15 protein-coding genes are annotated in these 20887 nt (G+C 44.5%); all 15 read left to right on the top strand.

Going from position 1 to position 20887, the window contains the following annotated elements; all coding sequences use genetic code 11:
- Positions 1-24: 24 nt before the first annotated feature.
- Positions 25-348 carry a hypothetical protein gene (locus LZ23_RS02220; protein ID WP_045211203.1) on the top strand — a complete coding sequence of 108 codons (324 nt, stop codon included), beginning with the start codon at positions 25-27 and terminating at the stop codon, positions 346-348.
- Between the two features lie 34 nt (positions 349-382).
- Positions 383-2068 (top strand): sensor histidine kinase, encoded by a 1686-nt coding sequence (locus LZ23_RS02225; protein WP_045211205.1) that lies wholly within the window; start codon positions 383-385, stop codon positions 2066-2068.
- An 89-nt stretch (positions 2069-2157) separates the two neighbouring features.
- Positions 2158-2541 (top strand): sigma-54-dependent transcriptional regulator, encoded by a 384-nt coding sequence (locus LZ23_RS02230; RefSeq protein ID WP_045211206.1) that lies wholly within the window; start codon positions 2158-2160, stop codon positions 2539-2541.
- Positions 2542-2593: 52 nt separating this feature from the next.
- A complete protein-coding gene (locus LZ23_RS02235) occupies positions 2594-4297 on the top strand; it encodes a sensor histidine kinase (RefSeq protein WP_045211208.1) in 1704 nt (567 codons plus the stop codon).
- 740 nt (positions 4298-5037) lie between these two features.
- On the top strand, positions 5038-6804 hold the full coding sequence (locus LZ23_RS02240; protein WP_052507042.1) for a sensor histidine kinase: 1767 nt from the start codon (positions 5038-5040) through the stop codon (positions 6802-6804).
- An 83-nt stretch (positions 6805-6887) separates the two neighbouring features.
- Positions 6888-7046, top strand: coding sequence for a hypothetical protein (locus LZ23_RS23865; protein WP_157493080.1), 159 nt, complete (start codon positions 6888-6890; stop codon positions 7044-7046).
- 25 nt (positions 7047-7071) lie between these two features.
- On the top strand, positions 7072-9114 hold the full coding sequence (locus LZ23_RS02250; RefSeq protein WP_045211211.1) for an SLC13 family permease: 2043 nt from the start codon (positions 7072-7074) through the stop codon (positions 9112-9114).
- A gap of 83 nt (positions 9115-9197) precedes the next feature.
- On the top strand, positions 9198-9605 hold the full coding sequence (locus LZ23_RS02255) for a response regulator (RefSeq protein WP_045211212.1): 408 nt from the start codon (positions 9198-9200) through the stop codon (positions 9603-9605).
- Between the two features lie 879 nt (positions 9606-10484).
- Positions 10485-11789 carry a sulfate adenylyltransferase gene (gene sat, locus LZ23_RS02260; RefSeq protein WP_045211213.1) on the top strand — a complete coding sequence of 435 codons (1305 nt, stop codon included), beginning with the start codon at positions 10485-10487 and terminating at the stop codon, positions 11787-11789.
- A 224-nt stretch (positions 11790-12013) separates the two neighbouring features.
- A complete protein-coding gene (gene aprB, locus LZ23_RS02265) occupies positions 12014-12517 on the top strand; it encodes an adenylyl-sulfate reductase subunit beta (protein ID WP_045211214.1) in 504 nt (167 codons plus the stop codon).
- Positions 12518-12563: 46 nt separating this feature from the next.
- Positions 12564-14552, top strand: a complete 1989-nt coding sequence (gene aprA / locus LZ23_RS02270) for an adenylyl-sulfate reductase subunit alpha (RefSeq protein WP_045211215.1) — start codon at positions 12564-12566, stop codon at positions 14550-14552.
- 139 nt (positions 14553-14691) lie between these two features.
- Positions 14692-15939, top strand: a complete 1248-nt coding sequence (locus LZ23_RS02275; RefSeq protein ID WP_045211217.1) for a CoB--CoM heterodisulfide reductase iron-sulfur subunit A family protein — start codon at positions 14692-14694, stop codon at positions 15937-15939.
- Between the two features lie 6 nt (positions 15940-15945).
- Positions 15946-18129, top strand: a complete 2184-nt coding sequence (locus LZ23_RS02280; protein WP_045211219.1) for an FAD-dependent oxidoreductase — start codon at positions 15946-15948, stop codon at positions 18127-18129.
- Between the two features lie 11 nt (positions 18130-18140).
- The gene (gene qmoC, locus LZ23_RS02285) at positions 18141-19283 is read left to right on the top strand and encodes a quinone-interacting membrane-bound oxidoreductase complex subunit QmoC (RefSeq protein ID WP_045211221.1); all 1143 of its coding nucleotides are present in this window, start codon (positions 18141-18143) and stop codon (positions 19281-19283) included.
- Between the two features lie 136 nt (positions 19284-19419).
- Positions 19420-20487: an FAD-dependent oxidoreductase gene (locus LZ23_RS02290; RefSeq protein WP_045211222.1), complete on the top strand. Its 1068-nt coding sequence runs from the start codon at positions 19420-19422 to the stop codon at positions 20485-20487.
- Positions 20488-20887: the final 400 nt, after the last annotated feature.

The following is a 20887-nucleotide window of genomic DNA, read 5'->3' on the forward strand; positions in this document are numbered from 1 at the left end:
TAGCTTCAGGTACCAGTAAAGGCTATGAACATAAAAGATAAAAGAACGAGTGACCTGGAAAAATCATCTTTTACTGAAACAACCCCCAAACCAGTTCAGGCTGAAGCCAGGACAGGAGATCAAACACCTGTAAAATGCAAGGGCATAAAATGTGGGGGTGAACTTCCAGATGAAAAGGTTGATCCCCTTTACCAGATGCTCAAACCCCTTCATAATCTTCCAAGAGGTAAAAACACCTGGGACCCTCAGTTTATAAAGAAACGCTGGTTCTGGCCTGTGAGCGCTGTGGTAATCATTATTCTTTTTTATATCTATCCATATATCTGGGATTTCTTTTCAACTAACTAAACCTTACCAAGACCTCAACCTCAACGGCGAAAACATGAAAAGAAAGATAAAAGGACCAAGTGTATACAGCACTAAACTGCGCTGGCACATCATCATCTCCTATTGTCTTGCAGCAATAATTTCAATTGGGCTGATTTATGGGACCATATACTTTCAGTACAAAAGTTCCATCAGTGAGCAGGCTACTGCCAGGCTTGTTTCAGTGGTTATGGAGCATAAAGGCACCATTGAGAACTTTCTATTTGAGCTGGCAAATACCATGCGCATGGTGACCCTGCTGGAAGATTTTGATAACCTGAAGAATCAGCATATTCTTGAGCAGGTTTATTCCACCCTGGAAAGAGAGTACGATGTTTCATTTGAGGATCTTGGGGTGCTGAACCTTGAAGGTGATCATTTGGCATATGTGGGTCCTTTTGATCTTATGGACAGAAATTACAGTCAGGCTGGATGGTTTCAGGATGTTCTGGAAAAGGACCTGGTGATCAGCAATGTTTTTCTGGGATTTCGCCAACTTCCCCACTTTATTATTGCGGTCAAGCAGACCAGCGGAAATGAATCCTGGATTCTCAGGGCAACTGTTAATGCTGAAAAATTTGCATCCCTTGTGGAGCATGTCCGCTTTGGCAAGACCGGCTTTGCCTACATAGTCAGCCGTGATGGATACTATCAGACCCGATCCAGGGACGGCCATATGGTCATGGACCAGGTTATGCCCGGCCATCTTGATCTGGAAGTTTTTGAAGGGGTCAGGTTCTGGGAAACCGATCAGGATCAGAGAAGTTTTTTTCGTGCCAAAACCTGGATTAAGGATAATGAATGGCTTCTGGTTGTTGAGCAGGACGTAGACGATATTTATGGCGAGCTTTACCACTTGCGTCAGAATGCAGTTATTTTTTTCGGACTTGGCGGCTCATTGCTTCTAATACTTTGCTTATTGAGCATGAAATTTCTGCTACGCAGGGTAAAGCTGATAGATGCGGAAAAGGAGCTTCTTGACGAGCAGCTTATTCAATCTCATAAGCTTGCTTCCATTGGGCAGCTGTCAGCAGGCATCGCTCATGAAATCAACAATCCTCTGGCCATTATCGGGGAAGAAGCTGGCTGGATGCAGGATATACTTAAACGGGAAAATATGCAGGGAATACCTGAGCACGATGAATTGACTGACTCACTGCGCGAGATCAGCGTTCAGGCTGGCAGGTGTAGAAAAATAACTCACAAGCTTTTAAGCTTCTCCAGAAAAATGGATGCAACTTTGCGTAAGGTGGATTTGAATCAGCTTATAGATGAGGTAGCTGCTTTGCGGGAAAAGGAAGCAACCCTATACTCCATAAAGTTCATCCGAGATTACGATGAAACTCTTCCCATGATCCTCACCGATTCTTCCCAGGTAAGGCAGGTTCTTTTCAATCTGATAAACAATGCCATTGATGCCATAGATAAAAACGGTGAGATACATCTGTCTACCCGAAAAAACAAAGATAGTTCTGTTGCCATAACAATCAGGGATACCGGGACAGGGATACATCAAGAAAACCTCACAAGGATTTTTGATCCTTTTTTTACCACCAAGGAACCAGGCAAGGGCACTGGACTTGGTTTGTCCATATGTCACGGCATCATTGAGAAACTCGGAGGAACCATATTTGTTGCCAGTAAGGTTGGCGAAGGTACCACTTTCACCATCAGGCTTCCGCTGGAAATAGGATCAGACTGATGCCTCTGGCCTTCCAGCTTTCTCTTAATCTCAAATCTTAAATCTTAAAACTTAAAACTCAAATCATAAGACCAAAGGATATCAAGAAAATGATTAGACCCAGGATACTTCTGGTAGATGATGAAGACAGGTTTCGAAAAACCTTAAAAAAAAGGATTTCATCCAGAGATTACGAAGTCTTTGATGCCGCCAACGGAATTCAGGCATTAGAGATGATTCGGGACGACCCCATGGATGTTGTAGTTCTGGATGTGCGCATGCCCGGCTTGAGCGGTCTTGAAACACTTACAGAAATAAAAAACATTTCCCCTGAAACCGAGGTTATCATGCTAACAGGCCATGCCTCAGTGGATCCAGCCATTGAGGGAATGAAGCTCGGTGCTTTTGACTATCTGATGAAGCCCTGTGACCTTGAAGATTTGATGGTCAAAATTCAGAACGCATTTGAGGCCAAAAGCAGCAAGAAGGGTTAGCACCTTTTGAGAAAGGGACCTGCCCTGTCTTAACCTTCTGGAGGACTTTTTTATGGCGGACCACTATCAAGCAACCTATACCTGGATTCGCCAGCATGTCACCCTGGTTATCTTTCTTGTTCTAAGTGTACCATTTGTTCTGGTTATCGCTATAGTCTACTTCACAGGCTACCAGTACATTAAAGACAGCATCACCCAGCGTGCAAACTCTAAGCTGTCCGACTTTGCTGCTGAAATCAGATACAATCTGGATGCTGGAATTACTGATCTTTGCAGAGGGCTGAGTTTTTTCGCCATTTCTGACAGGCTGGAAGACCTTCAAGATGATAATAAACTCCAATGGATTTTTTCCAGACTGGAAATGAAAACAGGAAATGTAATCAAGGACTTAGCCCTGGTTGATCATGACGGAAATGTTGTTGCCGGTAGTTTACTTAGTGACTGCAAGTATGCGGATTTAAGCAGTAAACAATGGTATGTCATGTCTTGCGAGCATCAGGTGTATGTTAGTGATATATATATTGATTCCCGTAAGAATCCCTATTTCATAATTTCAGTGCATCTTGACCACCCTGAAGATCGGGCCATCCTTATGGTCTCGGTGGATGGTGGATGGCTCAGTTCATTTGTGGAAACCGTTCGTCTTGGTAAAAGTGGAGAAGCTTTTATCGTTAACTCAAATGGCATAATCCAGTCCAGGTCCAGCTTAGACAGGGATTTTGGGCAGATATTTGATATACCTTTGCAAGACCTTCACGCCCATAAAATCACAACAACCACTTTTTATGACCAGGGCCGGGAAGCGCTTGCCGCTGTTGCCACTCTAAAAAGCAACCATAACTGGTTAGTTGTGGTCGGGCAGGATATGGAAGAAGCTGTCCAGGATATTTCCATGGTCAAGACAGGCTTTGGAATGATAGTATTTCTGGGCGTAATTTTTATTATCATAATAGGAAGTCTAACATCGAGTGTGCTTATGAGAAAAATCCGCCAGGCAGATGCAAAGAAATGCGAGATAGATGAACAGTTGATCCAGTCCCAGAAACTGGCAGCCATAGGCCAGCTTTCTTCTGGAGTAGCTCACGAGATCAATAATCCCTTAGCTGTAATTGGGGAAGAAGCTGGGTGGCTTCAGGATCTTTTAAAAAAGGAAGATGCAAAGAGCTTTAAATATGGAGATGATTTCAGAGACTCTTTAAATGCCATTGTGGATCAGGTGCGCAGGTGCAAGGAAGTTACCCATAAGTTGCTGAGCTTTGCTAGAAAAATGGACTCAAATTTCAGTGATGTAAATTTGAAGGAAGCTGTTGATGAAGTGGTGAGCATGCGCGAACAGGATGCTTTTCTGGATAATATCACGATCAACAAGATTTATGAAAAAAATCTGCCAATAATATTCAGTGAACCTTATTTGTTGCGTCAACTTCTCTTGAATCTTTTGAACAACGCCTTGGACGCGGTTAGAAAAGACGGCAAGGTCACCATACACACCCGCCTGGAAGACCAGAATAAAATCATAATTGATGTCATAGATAATGGTGTTGGCATTCCAGACGAAAATTTAGGAAAAATATTTGATCCTTTTTTCACAACAAAGCCCCCTGGCAAAGGAACAGGTCTTGGTCTCTCCACCTGCCACGGTATAGTCAACAAACTTGGCGGAGATATTCGCGTAAAAAGCAGGGTTAATGAGGGAAGCACTTTCAGCGTCATTCTGCCAGTTAAGTCCTTAAGGGATCACCCTGCTGATGAATAAACTTCGCACATGCTCCTCAATCCGGCCGCCCGGGTGAGGAGCTTACAAGTAACTATAATTGTTTTGCTAATAAATTCAGGTCATTACGGTTTTACCGTACAGATTGCTTCGGTCGCTTAGGCTCCCTTATGGGTGACAGGTTTTCAGCAACCACATCCCTGACAGCTCAGGTGTCATTGCGAGCGAGTCTTCGAGCGCGGCAATCCCAAACGCGTTAAGGCTATTTTAAACTACTCGCAAGTTCGGTCCCGGTCCTCCCGGGTGAAAAGCCTTTATGTAACTTCTATCTTATTTCCTATATAATCAGGCACTTACAAATTTCAGTATATTTGCGCTTGTTCCCAGGCTCCAGCCTGGGAATACCTCTTTTTATGTGGCACCAGCCACATTTTGAACAATCAGCTGGTACTACAAGAGCCCCCCTGGCTGGAGACCGGACACAAGGGAGGTTAGTTACTGACAAATCTAGCCTTCATTCAATGATTCAAATGAGCCTTTGTTTCACTCAGAAACAAATTGTTTCTCAATGATTCGCAAAACCGTTTCATTTCTTTGCGGCAAAAAAAATAAAATATTCTGTTGCGTTAGCGTCAACTTTGAGTTTATAAGGCAATCGACGTCTTATTTTTTCGCAAGTTATTTTTTGCACAATATGATACCTTATTGGTTTAGATTATTTTTATAAAATAATATCGCTGTACAATCGATATAACTTTTGAATGTCAGGCGGGATTTCAAGAATGTCCAACAATGCTATCAGAAACGAAAGCACCAGAAAGCAGCGGGTTTATGGTGGTGCTGTTTCCGAAAATGGCCATCCGAAGACACCTAACGAGTCTGTCAGGTATGCACATCGCCGTCTGAGACATGGTATCCTGCTATGTCTATTACTTACATATATAGTTCCCATCATTATACTATCATTATACTTCCATAACAAATTCAACACCAACATGCGCGAGAGCAGCAAGCAGCAGCTTACGGCTATTGCTGAAGCCCAGAAAAATACCATTGACCTGTTCATGCAGAAAAGGGTGGTCAATGTGTTTAACCTGTTTCACATGGCCGATTTTTCCCTGAAGCCGAGCCAGGAAAGAATGGATCATTATCTAAAGAACCTCATAATGTCTGATGACGCTTTTGCTGATATAGGTCTAATCAACTCAAAGGGAATCCAGACATATTACGCTGGACCTTACCCCAACCTCAAAGGGAAAGACTACAGCAGTGAAGAATGGTTCATTCAGCTAACTAATCAATCCAAAAGTTACATTATAACTGACCTGTATCTCGGTTTACGATTGCAGCCTCATTTCACAATTGGCGTTCGCCAGATGATTGATGGGGAGTATCATGTTGTCAGAGCAAGTGTTTACCCTGGCAAGCTTGAAAGCATGATAGGCACCATAAGCAACGGAATCAATACTCTTGGGTTTGTGGTCAACACTGAGGGCATTTTCCAGGTAGGTGAGGCCGAACTTGGGCAGCTGCTCGAACCTGCGTACTATGCGCCAGGCTATTTTGACCGTTCCGGCGTTGTGGTTATGGATTGGCATGGACAAGAAGTACTCGCTGCACATACCTGGCTTAATGAGGTTCCATGGTGTCTAATTATGTTGCAGCAGGCTGATGAGGCCTTCTCTGAAATGACTTTTATGCGTAATACCCTGATAATTGGTACAATCCTGCTGATACTGGTCATCATGATTTTTATTGGTGTTGTTGTTAACCTCCTGCTGAGCCGAGCAATGACACTTGATCAGGAGAGAAACGAGCTGAAAGGTCAACTCTATCACGCCCACAAAGTTATATCTGTCGGACAGCTTGTTGGTGAAGTGGCCCATGAAATTAACAACCCACTGGCAATCATTGATGCGGAATCTGGAATAATCAGGGATATGCTTGATCCTGAAATGGATCTTGATGCCTCTCCTGAGGCCATCCGCAAGGAGCTGGACCAGATTGACAAGGCTGTTGTCCGTGCCAGAGGTATAACCAGAGAAATATTGACATTTGTTCGCAAGTCACAGCCCAGGTTTGAGGAGTGCAATCTTAATGATCTGTTTGAGGAAGCTGTTTCCGGGATGAAACAAAAAGAACTGCATATGTCAGATATTTCACTGATTAAAGACTTGGCAGATAACCTCCCCAGAGTCTATGTAGACCCTGATCTCATGCGCCAGGTTTTTGTCAATCTTCTGAATAATGCCAGAGATGCTGTTGCACCTGGTGACGTAATCACCCTCAAAACAGACCTGAATAATGGATTTGTAGAGGCTACAGTATCGGATTCTGGAGCAGGTATGACTGAAGAGCAGTTAGAGCGCATCTTTACTCCCTTTTTCACCACCAAGGAAAAAGGCAGAGGTACTGGACTGGGACTGCCCATTTGTTTGAACATTGTAGAGGGGTTTGGTGGTCAGATAAAAGTGGAAAGCGCGATCGGAAAAGGCACGTTATTCACTGTAGTCCTGCCCCAGGCGCAGGATTTGCTGAAAAACAAATGATGATTGCTGATAATGGTCACTTAGATTTACATCAAAAATCTGAGGACTGTTTTCATAAACAAAAAATAATATGGAGGTCTATTATGGTTGAGGATGGACAATCTGCTTCTGGAAAAAAGACTAAAACACTGATTGTGGATTATGAGGAATCTCTCAAAGAAATTGGCAACAGAATATTCCACACTGGCAGAAAGGGCAGAAATACTAACTTGATCAAAATTGATTGCGAGCACAAACCCTAACAATTTTTTTTAATGGAGGTTTACAGTGACAGAAAATACAAGCATTATGCCAGGCGAAAAGCCAAGAGTACTCCTGGTAGATGATGAGGATCAATTTCGCACCACCCTTGCCAAAAGGCTTGAAGCCAGGGGTTATCATGTAATTGACGTTGATAACGGTGAAGATGCCATGAAGGCTATCCGGCATGAAGATCCGGAAGTAGTGGTCCTTGATCAGAAGATGCCTGACATGGATGGGGTTGAAACCCTTCAGGAATTGAAAAAAATCAAGCCCGAAGTTCAAATTATCATGCTTACTGGACATGGCGATATTGAACTGGCCCGCTTGACTGGAAGACATGATGTACTGGCATTCATGCAGAAGCCTGCAGAAATTGAAGAGCTTATCGAAAAGATTGAAATCGGCAGACAGGAATACCGCTATGCCATGCAGCGCAATGAAATACCCTTTGTTGAGGAAAAAAATCTTAAAAGCTGGCTTATTGGTTCTGAAGGTTCCCGTCCTGGCATCATCATCCTGGGAGCAATAATCTTTTTGACCCTGTTTTTCATGCCTGCTCCGGAAAAGCTGATCACAATGCTTTCCGTAGAAAAGGGAACTCCCCAGGATGAAATGATTCGGGGCTATGCTCAATTCCGAAATTTGGCCGAGGGCCAGACCATTGCTGAGTTCTATGGTAGGCTGGCACCTTACAACCTTGAAGGTGAAAGAGAGATCCAGGCTGCTGCCCAGCGCGCCAAAGTAATGGTTGGCGTTCTGGTGATTGCAGCACTGTTCTGGGCTACAGCAGCCATACCCATTGGCGTAACTGCCATGCTCATAGCAGTTATCATGTACTTTTTCCAGGTACTACCGCCCACAGGGGTAGCCAAGGCATTTGCCTCTGATGCTGTGTTCTTTATCTTCGGAGTTCTGGCCATGGCTATGGCCATCAGCAAGACTGGACTTGACAAGCGCATTGGTCTCCTTGTGCTTTCCCCTACTACGTCCATTTTGAAAATGGGGCTGATTTTTGCCCCCATGGTGGCAGTATGTGCTTCATTCCTCTCCGAGCACGCCATCATTGCTTTCATAGCACCCATCTTCATGCTGGTATACCTTTCCGCCATTAAGACTGGAGGCCTATCGCAAGATAAAACGCTGGTGGTCATGATGCTCCTGACCCTTAACTATGCCTGTAATGTTGGAGGGCCCGGTTCTCCCGCAGCTGGTGGACGAAACGTTGTCATGATTCAGATTCTGAGTGATTATGGCATTAATATTACTTTTGCTCAGTGGGTCATGTACGGTCTGCCTTTTGTTCCAGTCATGGCTCTCATTGTCGGCCTTTATTTCTATCTGTGGGGCAGAAACAAAGTCAAAATTAAGGCCTTGGACATTGCTGCCAATGTACGGCGTGAAGCTGACAAAATCGGAAAGATGACTCAGGCGGAATACAGGACAGCCATTGTGCTGGTCCTGCTTATCTTCTGTTGGTCTGCATTCTCTGGTATTTATGGCATGGGTGGTCCGGTTATATTAGCTCTGGTAGCCCTGAACATACTTGGTATACTTCGCTTCAAGGACATTGCCCACATCCATTGGGGCCCAGTATTTTTGTATGCTGGTGCAACTGCCATGGGTTATGGTCTGGCTTCAACAGGAGCTGCTCTGTGGGTAGCTGATCTTTTTGTAGCAGCGCTGCCGACCTTCCTGTCGCAATCAGGTGCAGGACTGGCCATTGCGTCATCTATTCTGGTGGGCGTACTGACCAACTTTATGAGTGATGGAGCTACAGTGGCGGCCATTGGCCCCATTGTCGTGCCTATGGCGATCATTGCCGAAGCATCTCCGGTACAGGTAGGTCTGGCCGCAGCCTATGCTTCATCCTTTGCTCATATGCTTGTGGTAGGTACACCTAACAACGCTATCATCTATGCTACAGCCAAGGATCCAAAAACTGGCGAACAACTGCTGACCATGGGTGACTTTTTCAAACATGGTTTCTTTGTTCTGCTTCTTTCCTGGGTTGTATTGTGGAGCTGGACGATTCTCGGTTACTGGCAGTGGTTGCCATGGCCCGCATAAGTCACTGAGACGGCTCAAGTAAATAGGATCATGTACGGGGCGCGAAATATAATTCGCGCCCCATTATTATAAAGGACAACCTATTGAACAAAGATAATATAGCTGTACTTTTAGTGGATGATGAGGAAGCCTTGCTAACCTCATTGCAAAGAAGACTGCAGTTGCGCGGGTTCAATGTCTTCGTGGCCAACAGGGGTGAGGAAGCTCTTGGGCTGGCGCGGGAGGAAAATATTGATGTAGCAGTCCTGGATGTCAAAATGCCTGGAATGGACGGACGGGAACTTTTGCTTGCCTTGAAACAAGAACACCCTGACATGCAGATTATTATCCAGACAGGTCATGGAACGTTTGATCCAGGTGATCCAGAGATAGCAGATAAAATTTTTTCCTGCCTTGCAAAACCCTGCGACTTTTCATTGTTGAAACAAACTATTGTTAATGCGTATACAAACAAGTCATCAAGCTCATCATCAGGCTCATTTGAATCTTAATTCTGATTTTTATTCACTAAATTATTCATCCTGCTCATATTTTAAAAATCTTTGATACTGACTTGCCCACAATCCAATATTTACAGCGGCCCTTAAGTTGAGGCGTTAACTGGACTTTTCAGGCTGAAGGCTGAAGCTTGATTTTGCTGCAGGATTGTGGCGGTAAGTTACTAACTAACTACATTCTTAACAAGCAACTAAAGCCAAATTAGTAATAAATTCAGAGTATTATGGCTTTACCAAACAGATTACTTCGGTCGCTCTGGCTCCCTTGGGGGTGACAGGTTTTGCGCAACTACATCCCTGACAGCTCAGATTTCATTGCGAGCGAGTCTTTTTACCCTGATCAACTTGATGGTTCCTCGCAGAGGCTATGCAAATTGCCTGAGAAGAGAATCATTTGCAACTATTTGTTGGCTTTGGCCAGCATATCCAAGATGATCTGCCTATCATTTTTGTGATTTATTTAACATACTGAATTCTCATTTGCAAAATCTGTATACTGCCACGTTTGCTCACATCAAGAACTGTCCTATCCTCTTGATATTCTGTATGAAATGTCCTATTCATAAGCCCCCTAAACTTTATTTAAAAATTCCTCTTACTTTTTTTTAAAAAACAAGTTGCCTTTTCTACAAAATCCATGTAAGAAAAATCTAATTTGCACAAGGGCAAAAGAACATGCAATGAAATCAGTTAGTTATAATTTTAACAAGTCAGTGCTCAAGAAATTGCAATAAAGCTGATCATGAATTTTCTCGTTTTTTTATTTTGTTCTTCTGAAAAAAATTGTTGCAAATTTAAAATTTCATCACTATTATGTACATTTATTCACAAGGCTATTGATTATTATAAGAAACAATTTAAGGAGGTTTGACAATGTCCAAGCTGTTGCCACCCCATGGAGGGAAAGGTTTAACTGTATGTCTTCTGGAAGGAGCTGAAAAAGATGCAGAGCTCAAAAAAGCACAGGGTCTGAAAAAGATTGAAATTCATCCCCAGGAAAAGGGAGACCTTATTATGATGGGGATTGGAGGTTTCAGCCCTTTAACCGGATTCATGAACAAGGAAGATTGGAAATCTGTTTGTGAGAATTTTACACTCGCAGATGGAACATTCTGGCCTGTGCCTGTCATGCTTTCCGTTTCCAAGGATGAAGCAGATGCCATTAATGAAGGAGATGAAGTCACTCTGGAATGTGAAGGCGAAATATATGCCACTATGAAAATAGAAACTAAGTACGCTATGAGTGATGACGATAAGAAGTGGGAAGCTGAAATGGTATATAAGGGCAACGGAGAAGACTCTCAGGGAGATTTTCTCAAGACAGCTCTTGAAGACCATGTCGGAGTTCAGAAAGTAATGCAGAGAAAAGAAATCTGCCTTTCCGGTCCTGTCAAAGTTCTCTCTGAAGGCGACTACCCTACAAATCCAAAATACCGCGGTTCTTATATGCGTCCTGCAGAAACCAGGAAAGCTTTTGAAGATCGTGGATGGTCAAAAATTGCAGCTCTTCAGCTGAGAAATCCTATGCACCGATCTCATGAGCACCTTGCCAAAATTGCTGCTGATGTGTGCGATGGTGTACTCATCCACTCTCTCATCGGTAACCTGAAGCCCGGTGACATTCCTGCAGACGTTCGTCTGGAATGCATTGAAACCCTCATTGACGGTTATTTTGTAAAAGACTTTGTGCTTCAGGCTGGATATCCTTTAGACATGCGTTATGCAGGTCCAAGGGAAGCTCTGCTTCATGCCACATTTCGTCAGAACTTCGGCATTTCACACATGATTATCGGCCGTGACCACGCAGGCGTGGGTGATTTCTATACTTTGTTTGAGGCTCAAGAAATCTTTGACCGCATTCCTTATGCTACGGAAGAAGAGCGTGCCAAAGCTGAGCCAGGAAAGGCCCTGCTTTGCGAGCCCATGAAGATAGACTGGACATTCTACTGCTACAAATGCGATGGTATGGCTTCCATGAAAACTTGCCCCCATGGCAAAAATGACAGGGTTATCCTGAGTGGTACCAAACTGCGCAAGGCGCTTTCAGAAGGTGAACCAGTTGTTGATCATTTTGGTCGTGAAGAAGTTCTGGACATTCTGCGAGCTTATTATGCAGGCCTTACTGAGAAGGTTGAAATTAAGATGCAGAAGGCCGCTTCCGGCGATGAAATGAAATAATTGATTAAAGTATATATGATCGGGCGTGACGAAATTCGCGCCCGGTTATTTTTTGTTTTCTCTTGACAAATAAAGCAAGACGCAGTTATATGAAAGTTTAGCTTCATTGTAGCTGCTAACATTTGTTGGGAGGGGCGGTCGGAAATGTATCCGAACCGTCATAATAATTGCCCGCTAAAGGGCATGGCAATGGTATACAAAAACCTACAATTAGGAGGAACATTATGCCAACCTTTGTAAATCCGGAAAAGTGCGACGGCTGTAAGGGCGGAGAAAAGACAGCATGCATGTACATCTGCCCTAACGACCTGATGATCCTCGATCCTGAGGAAATGAAGGCTTACAACCAGGAGCCTGAAGCTTGCTGGGAATGCTATTCATGCGTAAAGATCTGCCCCCAGGGCGCCATTGGAGCACGTCCTTATGGTGACTTTGCACCCATGGGTGGAACATCTATCCCCATGCGCAGTGGATCAGACATTATGTGGACAATTCAGTTCCGTAATGGAAACATCAAGCGCTTCAAGTTCCCCATCAGAACAACTGAAGAAGGTTCCATCAAGCCTTACGAAGGAAAACCTGATGCAGGCGATCTGGAAAACGAACTGCTCTTCACTGAAACTGAGCTGGCAAAGCCAAAAGAAGTATTGGGCAAGAAATTCGATGTTGATCAGCCTGAATTTACCCAGTGCTGGTTTGAGCCCTCTTGCGAACTTGGAAACAGATAGTTTTTTAGCTGAAAGCTGAATATAAAATTTTTAAGGAGGTATTTTTATGCCAGTAATTCCATCTAAAAGTCAGAACATCGGTATCCCTCTTGCCGAGCCTGAAGTTGTAGAACTTGAGAAAGACATTCTCATGGTCGGCGGCGGCATGGGTTGTTGTGGAGCAGCCTTTGAAGTTAAGAAATGGGCTGATCCCCACAATATCAGTTACCTGATGGTTGACAAGGCAGCTCTTGAGCGCTCCGGTGCAGTTGCCCAGGGTCTTTCAGCCATTAACACATATGTTGGTGAAAATGATCCTGACGACTATGTACGCATGGTTCGCACAGACCTCATGGGTATTGTTCGTGAAGACCTGATCTTCGACCTTGGACGTCACGTTGATGATTCAGTTCATCTGTTTGAAGAGTGGGGACTTCCCTGCTGGGTTAAAGATGAAAATGGTAAGAACCTTGACGGTGCCCAGGCCAAGAAAAAAGGACTTTCACTGAGAACTGGCGCTACTCCTGTACGTTCAGGCCGCTGGCAGATCATGATCAACGGTGAATCCTACAAGGTAATTGTTGCTGAAGCTGCCAAGAATGCCATTGGACAGGACAACTACATTGAACGTCTGTTCATAGTAAAGCTGCTTCTCGACAAAAATGAGCCCAACCGTGTGGCTGGTGCAGTTGGATTTTCAACTCGCGAAAACAAAATCTACGTTATCAAATGTAATGCCATGCTGGTAGCATGCGGTGGTGCTGTTAACGTATATCGCCCAAGGTCAACTGGTGAAGGACTCGGACGTGCCTGGTATCCTGTATGGAACGCTGGTTCCACATACACCATGTGCGCCCAGGTTGGTGCTGAAATGACCATGATGGAAAACAGGTTCGTCCCTGCTCGTTTTAAGGACGGATACGGTCCTGTTGGCGCATGGTTCCTGCTCTTCAAAGCCAAAGCTACTAATGCCAAGGGTGAAGACTACTGCGTAACCAACCGTGAAATGCTCAAATCCTACGAAGATCAGGGATATGCTAAAGGTCAGATTATTCCTACTTGTCTGCGTAACCACATGATGATGAAAGAAATGAAAGAAGGTCGCGGTCCTATCTACATGGATACAGCAACTGCACTTCAGACTACTTTCAAAGAGCTGAGCAAGAAAGAACAGAAGCATCTCGAGTCAGAAGCTTGGGAAGACTTTCTTGACATGTGCGTTGGTCAGGCAAACCTGTGGGCTTGTCTGAACATTGAGCCTGAAAAAGTTGGATCAGAGATCATGCCTACAGAGCCTTATCTCTTGGGATCTCACTCAGGCTGCTGCGGCATCTGGGTTTCAGGACCAGACGAAGACTGGGTTCCAGACGATTACAAGATCAAAGCTGACAACGGCAAGATTTACAACCGTATGACTACTGTCAACGGACTGTGGACTTGCGCTGACGGCGTTGGAGCATCAGGTCATAAGTTCTCTTCTGGTTCACATGCTGAAGGACGTATTGCTGGTAAGCAGATGGTTCGCTGGGTTGTTGATCATAAGGATTTCAAGCCTGAACTTGCACAGAGTGCAGCTGATCTGGCAAAAGAAATCTATCAGCCCTGGTACACTTATCAGGAAAATGTGGGTCAATCCACTGCTCCTGACATCAACGAAAAGTACATCACACCTAAGAACTTCATGATGCGTCTGATGAAGTACACAGATGAGTACGGCGGTGGATGTTCAACTTACTATACCACATCTGAAACACTTCTTGAAGTCTGCGAAAAGCATCTTGACTTGCTTGAAGAAGACTCCAAAAAGCTTTGTGCTCGCGACATGCATGAACTGCTCCGCGCATGGGAAAATTACCATCGCCTGTGGACAGTAAGACTGCACGTACTGCACATCAAATTCCGCAAGGAATCCAGATACCCCGGTTTTTACTATCGCGCCGACTATCTGGATCTCAACGACAAGGAATGGAAGTGCTTCACTAACTCAAAATACAATCCGGCTGAGAAGAAAACAGACTTCTTTAAGAAGCCTTACTACCAGATCATTCCGGACTAAAGACAGCAATTAAAAGGCTGCGGGCAGTCCGCCCGCAGCCTTTTTTATGGTCTAAGTCCAAGCTGAACTGAGCACTGTGTTTTAGTTTGGCCTTAGGCCATTTTCGTAAGATAAGGCAAATAATCAGGGAGGATTTATAATGTCCAATAATAGTATTCTGGTAATTGGCGGTGGATTCAGCGGCATAACCGCTGCTCTTGAAGCCGCGGAAGTAGGCCACGAGGTATTCATTGTGGAAAAAATGCCATATCTTGGAGGACGTGTGGCACAGCTTAAGCATTACTTTCCAAAGCTTTGTCCTCCCACATGTGGGCTGGAAATTAATTTTCAGCGCATCAAAAATAACCCCAGGGTAAAATACTTCACTATGGCTGAAGTTGTTTCAGTTTCTGGAGGACCCGGCAGTTATGACGTCAAGATCAAAATCAAACCAAGATATGTCAACAACAACTGTACAGCCTGTGACAAATGTGTTGATGTATGTCCAGTAGAACGCGACAGTGCCTACGATTTTAACCTTGGCAAAACCAAGGCCATCTATCGCCCGCATCTCATGTCCTTTCCCATGCGCTATGTTATTGATGAACAGGTCTGTGAAGGAACTTCATGCTCCAAGTGTGTAGAAGCCTGTGAATATCAGGCCATTGATCTTGAAGAAAAGGAAAAGGAAATCACCATCAGTGTAGGTTCTGTTATGGTGGCTACAGGCTGGGAACCCTATGACGTCAGCAAGCTGACCAATTTAGGCGGTGGTCAGATACCCAATGTCATTACTAATATGCAGTTAGAAAGACTGGCAGCTCCAGCAGGCCCCACCGATGGTAAGATTCAACGACCATCCGATGGAGAGGAACCTAAGCGTATAGCATTTGTGCAGTGTGCAGGATCAAGAGATCAGAATCATCTTGATTACTGTTCATATATTTGCTGCATGGCTTCTTTAAAACACTGTACATACATTAGAGAACAGTACCCTGATGCCGAAGTTGTTATTTACTATATTGATCTTCGTGCACCGGGCAGATACGAAAAGTTTCTTAATAAAATTCAACAGGATGAAAAAGTCCTTATGGTTAAGGGCAAGGTGGCTAAAATCGAAGAAGATGCTGGATCCAACCAGGTTGTGGTTACAGCTGAAGATATAATGGGCGGAATCAAAAAGGAAGAAAAGTTCGACCTTGTTGTTCTGGCAACCGGCATGCAGCCATCAATAGCTGAAAATGATCTCCCGCTTGAAGTTCCCAAAGATGAAGAAGGCTTTATTACCGGAGGAGATGAAAAGGGTATTTTTGCTGTAGGATGTGCCAAAATGCCGTTAGATGTTATGACATCGGCCGAGACTGCTACCGGCGCGGCCCTTAAAGCTATACAAACGGTTAGGAGGTAAGTCACAATGGCTGACACTAAAGTAGGAGTATATATCTGCACCGGTTGTGAAATTGGTGAGAATGTAAATATGGAAAAGGTAACTGAGTACGTTGATGAAGAAAGTTCACCTGCAGTTCTGAAGCAGGTACCTTTTCTATGTGGCAAGGAAGGACTTTCTGAGATTCAGAAAGATGTAGAGGGAGAAGGTATCAACAGAGTCTGCGTTGCAGCCTGTTCACCACGTGTAATGTGGGATGTTTTTGAGTTCGGGCCGGATGTTGTTGTTGATCGTGCTAACATTCGTGAACTTGCAGTCTGGTCATACAATGCACCTGATCTTCCTGAGCCAGAAGAAGAGGAGCTGGCGGATCCTTTGAGTATGATGGTCAGGGATTATATCAGAATGAGCGTGGCCAAGCTTGAAAGAACCAACAAGCCTGAAGCTGAACCTATGGATCTGACTAAAACCATTATGGTTCTTGGAGGCGGATTTACCGGACTTACTGCAGCCCTTAATGCTGCAAACACTGGATATGATGTAGTCCTGGTGGAAAAAGAAGATCAACTTGGCGGTTTTGCAGCCAAAATGTATAAGCAGACACCAACCAAACATCCATATCACGATGCTGAGCCACCAACTATAGCTGAGTTGATTTCTCAAGTTGAAGGAAATGATAAAATCAAGGTTATGACCAAAACTCAGCTTGAACTGATAAAAGGAGCACCTGGCAAATTCAGAGTGACAGTCAAGAACAACGGTGAAGACCAGGAACTTAAGATAGGATCCCTTGTGCTTGCTACCGGATGGAAACCTTATGATGCATCCAAGCTTGACAGTCTTGGTTACGGAAAAATTAAAAATGTAGTTACTAATATTGAGCTGGAAACCATGGCTAAAGACCAGAAAATGGTCAGACCATCTGATGGACAGCCAGTTCAGACTGCAGCTTTTATTCAGTGCGCAGGACAGCGCGATGCAGAGCACCTTTCATACTGTTCATCCGTATGCTGTATGGGCTCACTCAAACAGGCCGGATATGTTCGAGAGCAGGGTGATGATGCCAAGGCATACATCTTTTACAAGGATATGCGAACTCCAGGAGTATTTGAAAATTACTACCGAGCCGCTCAAGATGATCCAGGAATCTTTTTAACCAAATCTGAGATTCAGGAGATTACAGAAGGTGAAGACGGCAAAGTCATAGTCAAAGTAACAGATACTCTGCTCGGTGAAGACTTTGAGGTCGAGGTCGATCTGCTGGTACTTGCCACTGGAATGGTACCCACCATATCTGATGAGCCGGTACTTAAACTTGGCTATCGTCAGGGAGAGCAGATTCCAGACTTGGATCTTTTTGATGGATTTGCAGATTCCAACTATATCTGCTTTCCTTATGAAACCAGAAGAACTGGCATATATGCAGCTGGTTGCGTACGACAGCCCATGTCCATGGGAACTGCCAAGGATGACGCAGCAGGAGCAGCTCTGAAATCCATTCAGTGCCTTGAGTCCATCAACCGCGGTGTTGCTGTGCACCCAAGGGCAGGAGATCCTACATACCCCAAATTTAACATGGTGCGTTGTACACAATGTAAGCGCTGTACTGAAGAATGCCCCTTTGGTGCACTTGATGATGACGAAAAGGGTACACCGGAACCAAACACCACCAGGTGCCGTCGTTGCGGAACCTGCATGGGTGCATGTCCAGAGCGCGTAATTTCCTTTGATACCTATAGCGTATCAATGCTTAACGAAATGATTGCCTCTGTCCAGGTTCCAGAAGATGAAGAGGAAGGCGGATACAGAATGCTGGTACTCGTATGCGAAAATGATGCATATCCGGCTCTGGATATGGCAGCTATGCGCAAGAAGAAATGGTCATCATATGTACGCTTTATTCCTATCAGATGTCTTGGATCAGTAAATACTCAGTGGATTGCTGAGGCCATGAGTAAGGGTATGGATGGTGTACTGCTTCTTGGCTGTAAGTACGGCGACGACTACCAGTGTCACTTTATTAAGGGAAGTGAGCTCTGCAACAAGAGAATGGACAATATAGGTGAAACTCTTGAAAGATTGCAGGTGGAAGCGGAAAGAGTACAGCAGAAGCAGATATCTATTGATGAGTATGACAAGATACCTCAGATAATAGATGATTTTATCGAAGAAGTTGAAGGCTACGGTCCAAACCCATACAAGGGCTTCTAGGAGGTTATTAGATGGCTACAAGAATCGAACCTGATGTTCAGTTTATTCGGGAAATGCAGGCTGCTGGCGGTGAATCGCTGAAGAAATGTTATCAGTGTGCTACTTGCAGCGTCATTTGCCCTCTTTCTCCTGAGGAAGCACCGTTTCCCAGGAAAGAAATGGTCTGGGCTCAATGGGGACTTAAAGACAAACTGGTAAATGACATTGATATCTGGCTTTGCCACAATTGTGGAGAATGCTCAGATAATTGCCCAAGAGGCGCCAAGCCTGGAGATCTTCTGGCAGCGCTTCGCAACATGGCATACAAATCTTTGTCCAAACCAGCAATCATCGGCGAATGGATGAGTTCAGCCAAGTACCTTCCCATACTATTCGGCATACCTGCCGCACTTTTTCTGATAGTATGGGCCTTGACTACTGGATTAACCATACCTGACGGTGATATTATTTTTGCCAAGGTTTTCCCTACACTTCAGGCAATTGATCCAATATTCATACTTACAGTTCTGTTTGTAGTATTTACCTTTGCTACATCCATAGGAAGTATGTTTAACTCATTCAAGGAATCGGGACTGACTCCCAAAGAGGATGCTCCTGGATTTTTAAAGTCATTGATTGAAGTTGTAAAAGATGAAATTATTAATCACCGTAAGTTCAAGGATTGTGAGTCCAATAAAGACAGATATCCCGGGCACTTGCTGGTATTCTACGGATTCGTTGCCTTAGCAGTAGTAACCGGAACAATAGCTCTGTTCTACTGGACCAACAAGCTGTTCGGATTTGGCATGGTTACCCCTCTGGCTCTGTGGAATCCGGTCAAAATCCTGGCTAATGTCGGTGGTATCGCCCTGATAGTCGGGCTTGTACTCATGACCAGAAACAGACTCAATTCAGATCCTAAAAAGACTGTAAACTCATACTATGACTGGTATTTAATAGGTGTAATCTGGTTTGTAGTAGTAACTGGTTTTCTGGCCCAGATATTCAGGCTCGCTGAAGCAGCAGCTCCAGCATATATAGTTTATTATCTGCATTTGGTCAGTGTGTTTATGCTCTTCGCATACCTGCCCTGGTCAAAACTTGCCCACCTTGTATATCGTACAGTAGCACTTGCGTATGCCAGACAGATTGGCAGAAAAGGGCTCAATGAATAGACTTGAGCTTGCACGCAGATTCGCTTTTATAAGGCCCCGCCATGCGGGGCCTTTTTTTATGTGAAATTTTTACCCTGTAAAGAAGTATCTATTCACCGCTTCCTGCACATTGCTATAACCAATAAATGGAAAAATTATGCGATTCACCTTTTTATGCAAGACTACTCCTCCTGATAATGGCAGAAAGGTAGCTATCATTGGTGCCGGGCCATCAGGTCTTGCTGCAGCAGGTTATCTCGCCTGTATGGGATACCGGCTCGAAGTATATGACAAATTACCCAAGGCCGGAGGTTTAATGGTTTTTGGGATTCCTGGGCATAGAATCCCGCAAACAATTATTGAGGAAGCTGTACATGATCTGATGGTCAACTATCAGGTAAGGTTCAAACTCAACACAAAAATATGTGGATCTGAACCTCTACATCAGGAGGCAGGTGACGATTTTGCCTTTAATTTTAAAAGTCTTGGTGGCCGCGTTGAAGATAATGATGCGGTACTTATCTGTACTGGCACCTGGAAGTCCAAACGCTTGAATATTCCAGGCAGTCATCTTCCCGGGGTTTACTCCGGTCTTGAATTTTTATTTCCTGTAAGAGCAGCCATGTATGACAAGCACAATATAAAACCTCCTGAAATCAAAGGAAAAAATATTGCCGTCATAGGTGCGGGATTTACTGCAGTGGATGTAATGCATGCAGCCCAGGCCAATGACGCTGAAAATGTTTACCATATTTACAGAAGAACGAGAAGCGAAGCGCCTTGTGGCAGTCTTGAAATGAATATGCTGGAACAGGTTGGGGTGAAATGTATTGAGCTCGCAACTCCGATACGCATACTGGGACAGGATAAAGTGGAAGGGTTGGAATTTGCCAGGTGCAGGCTGGCTGAACCTGATGATACAGGAAGATGCAGATCAGTTGTGTGTGATGGGGAGTTGACAAGGCTGGAGGTTGATATGGTGGTAACAGCCATCGGTGAGATGGCTACGCCCCCATTTGCACATGATCTTGGCTTGGATAATGTACGTAAGGGCCAGGCCAAATGGCTTCACATGACTAAGATCGACTCTGTTTTTGTAGCAGGAGACGCTTTAACAGGCCCCAGCAGGATTGGTCACGCAGTCTTCAGCGGTCTAAAGGCTGCACAATCTTTAGATCAATGGATCAGCCTCAAAAGACAGAATAGAGTATATTCTGCAGCGTAGCTTTTTTGTCAGTGCTCCAGCTTAGAATCCCGGGACCAGGTATGGGGAGCATTACGCATTTCTGAAAAGTCAATTGTGGACAGTCCCCATGCCAGGGACACCCCCCTCCGGGCTGTAAGCCTCCGGGCAGGAAGCCGTGCCAAGCCGTTACAACCTGGTTTTATCAACATTTTAGCTATGATTTCTAAGTAACTACAAACGTATATGTAATAAATTCAGAGCATTACGGTTTTACGATACAGATTGCTTAGGTCGCTTAGGCTTTCTCGTGGGTGACAGGTTTTCAGCAACCACATCCCTGACAACTCAGGTGTCATTGCGAGCGAGTCTTTTTATCCCGTTGAATACACGCAGTGTAGGCGCAGCCATTCAACTGGGGCGAGCGCGGCAATCTCTAACG

Source organism: Desulfonatronovibrio magnus, from assembly GCF_000934755.1.
In the GTDB taxonomy this organism is placed as follows: Bacteria; Desulfobacterota; Desulfovibrionia; order Desulfovibrionales; family Desulfonatronovibrionaceae; genus Desulfonatronovibrio; species Desulfonatronovibrio magnus.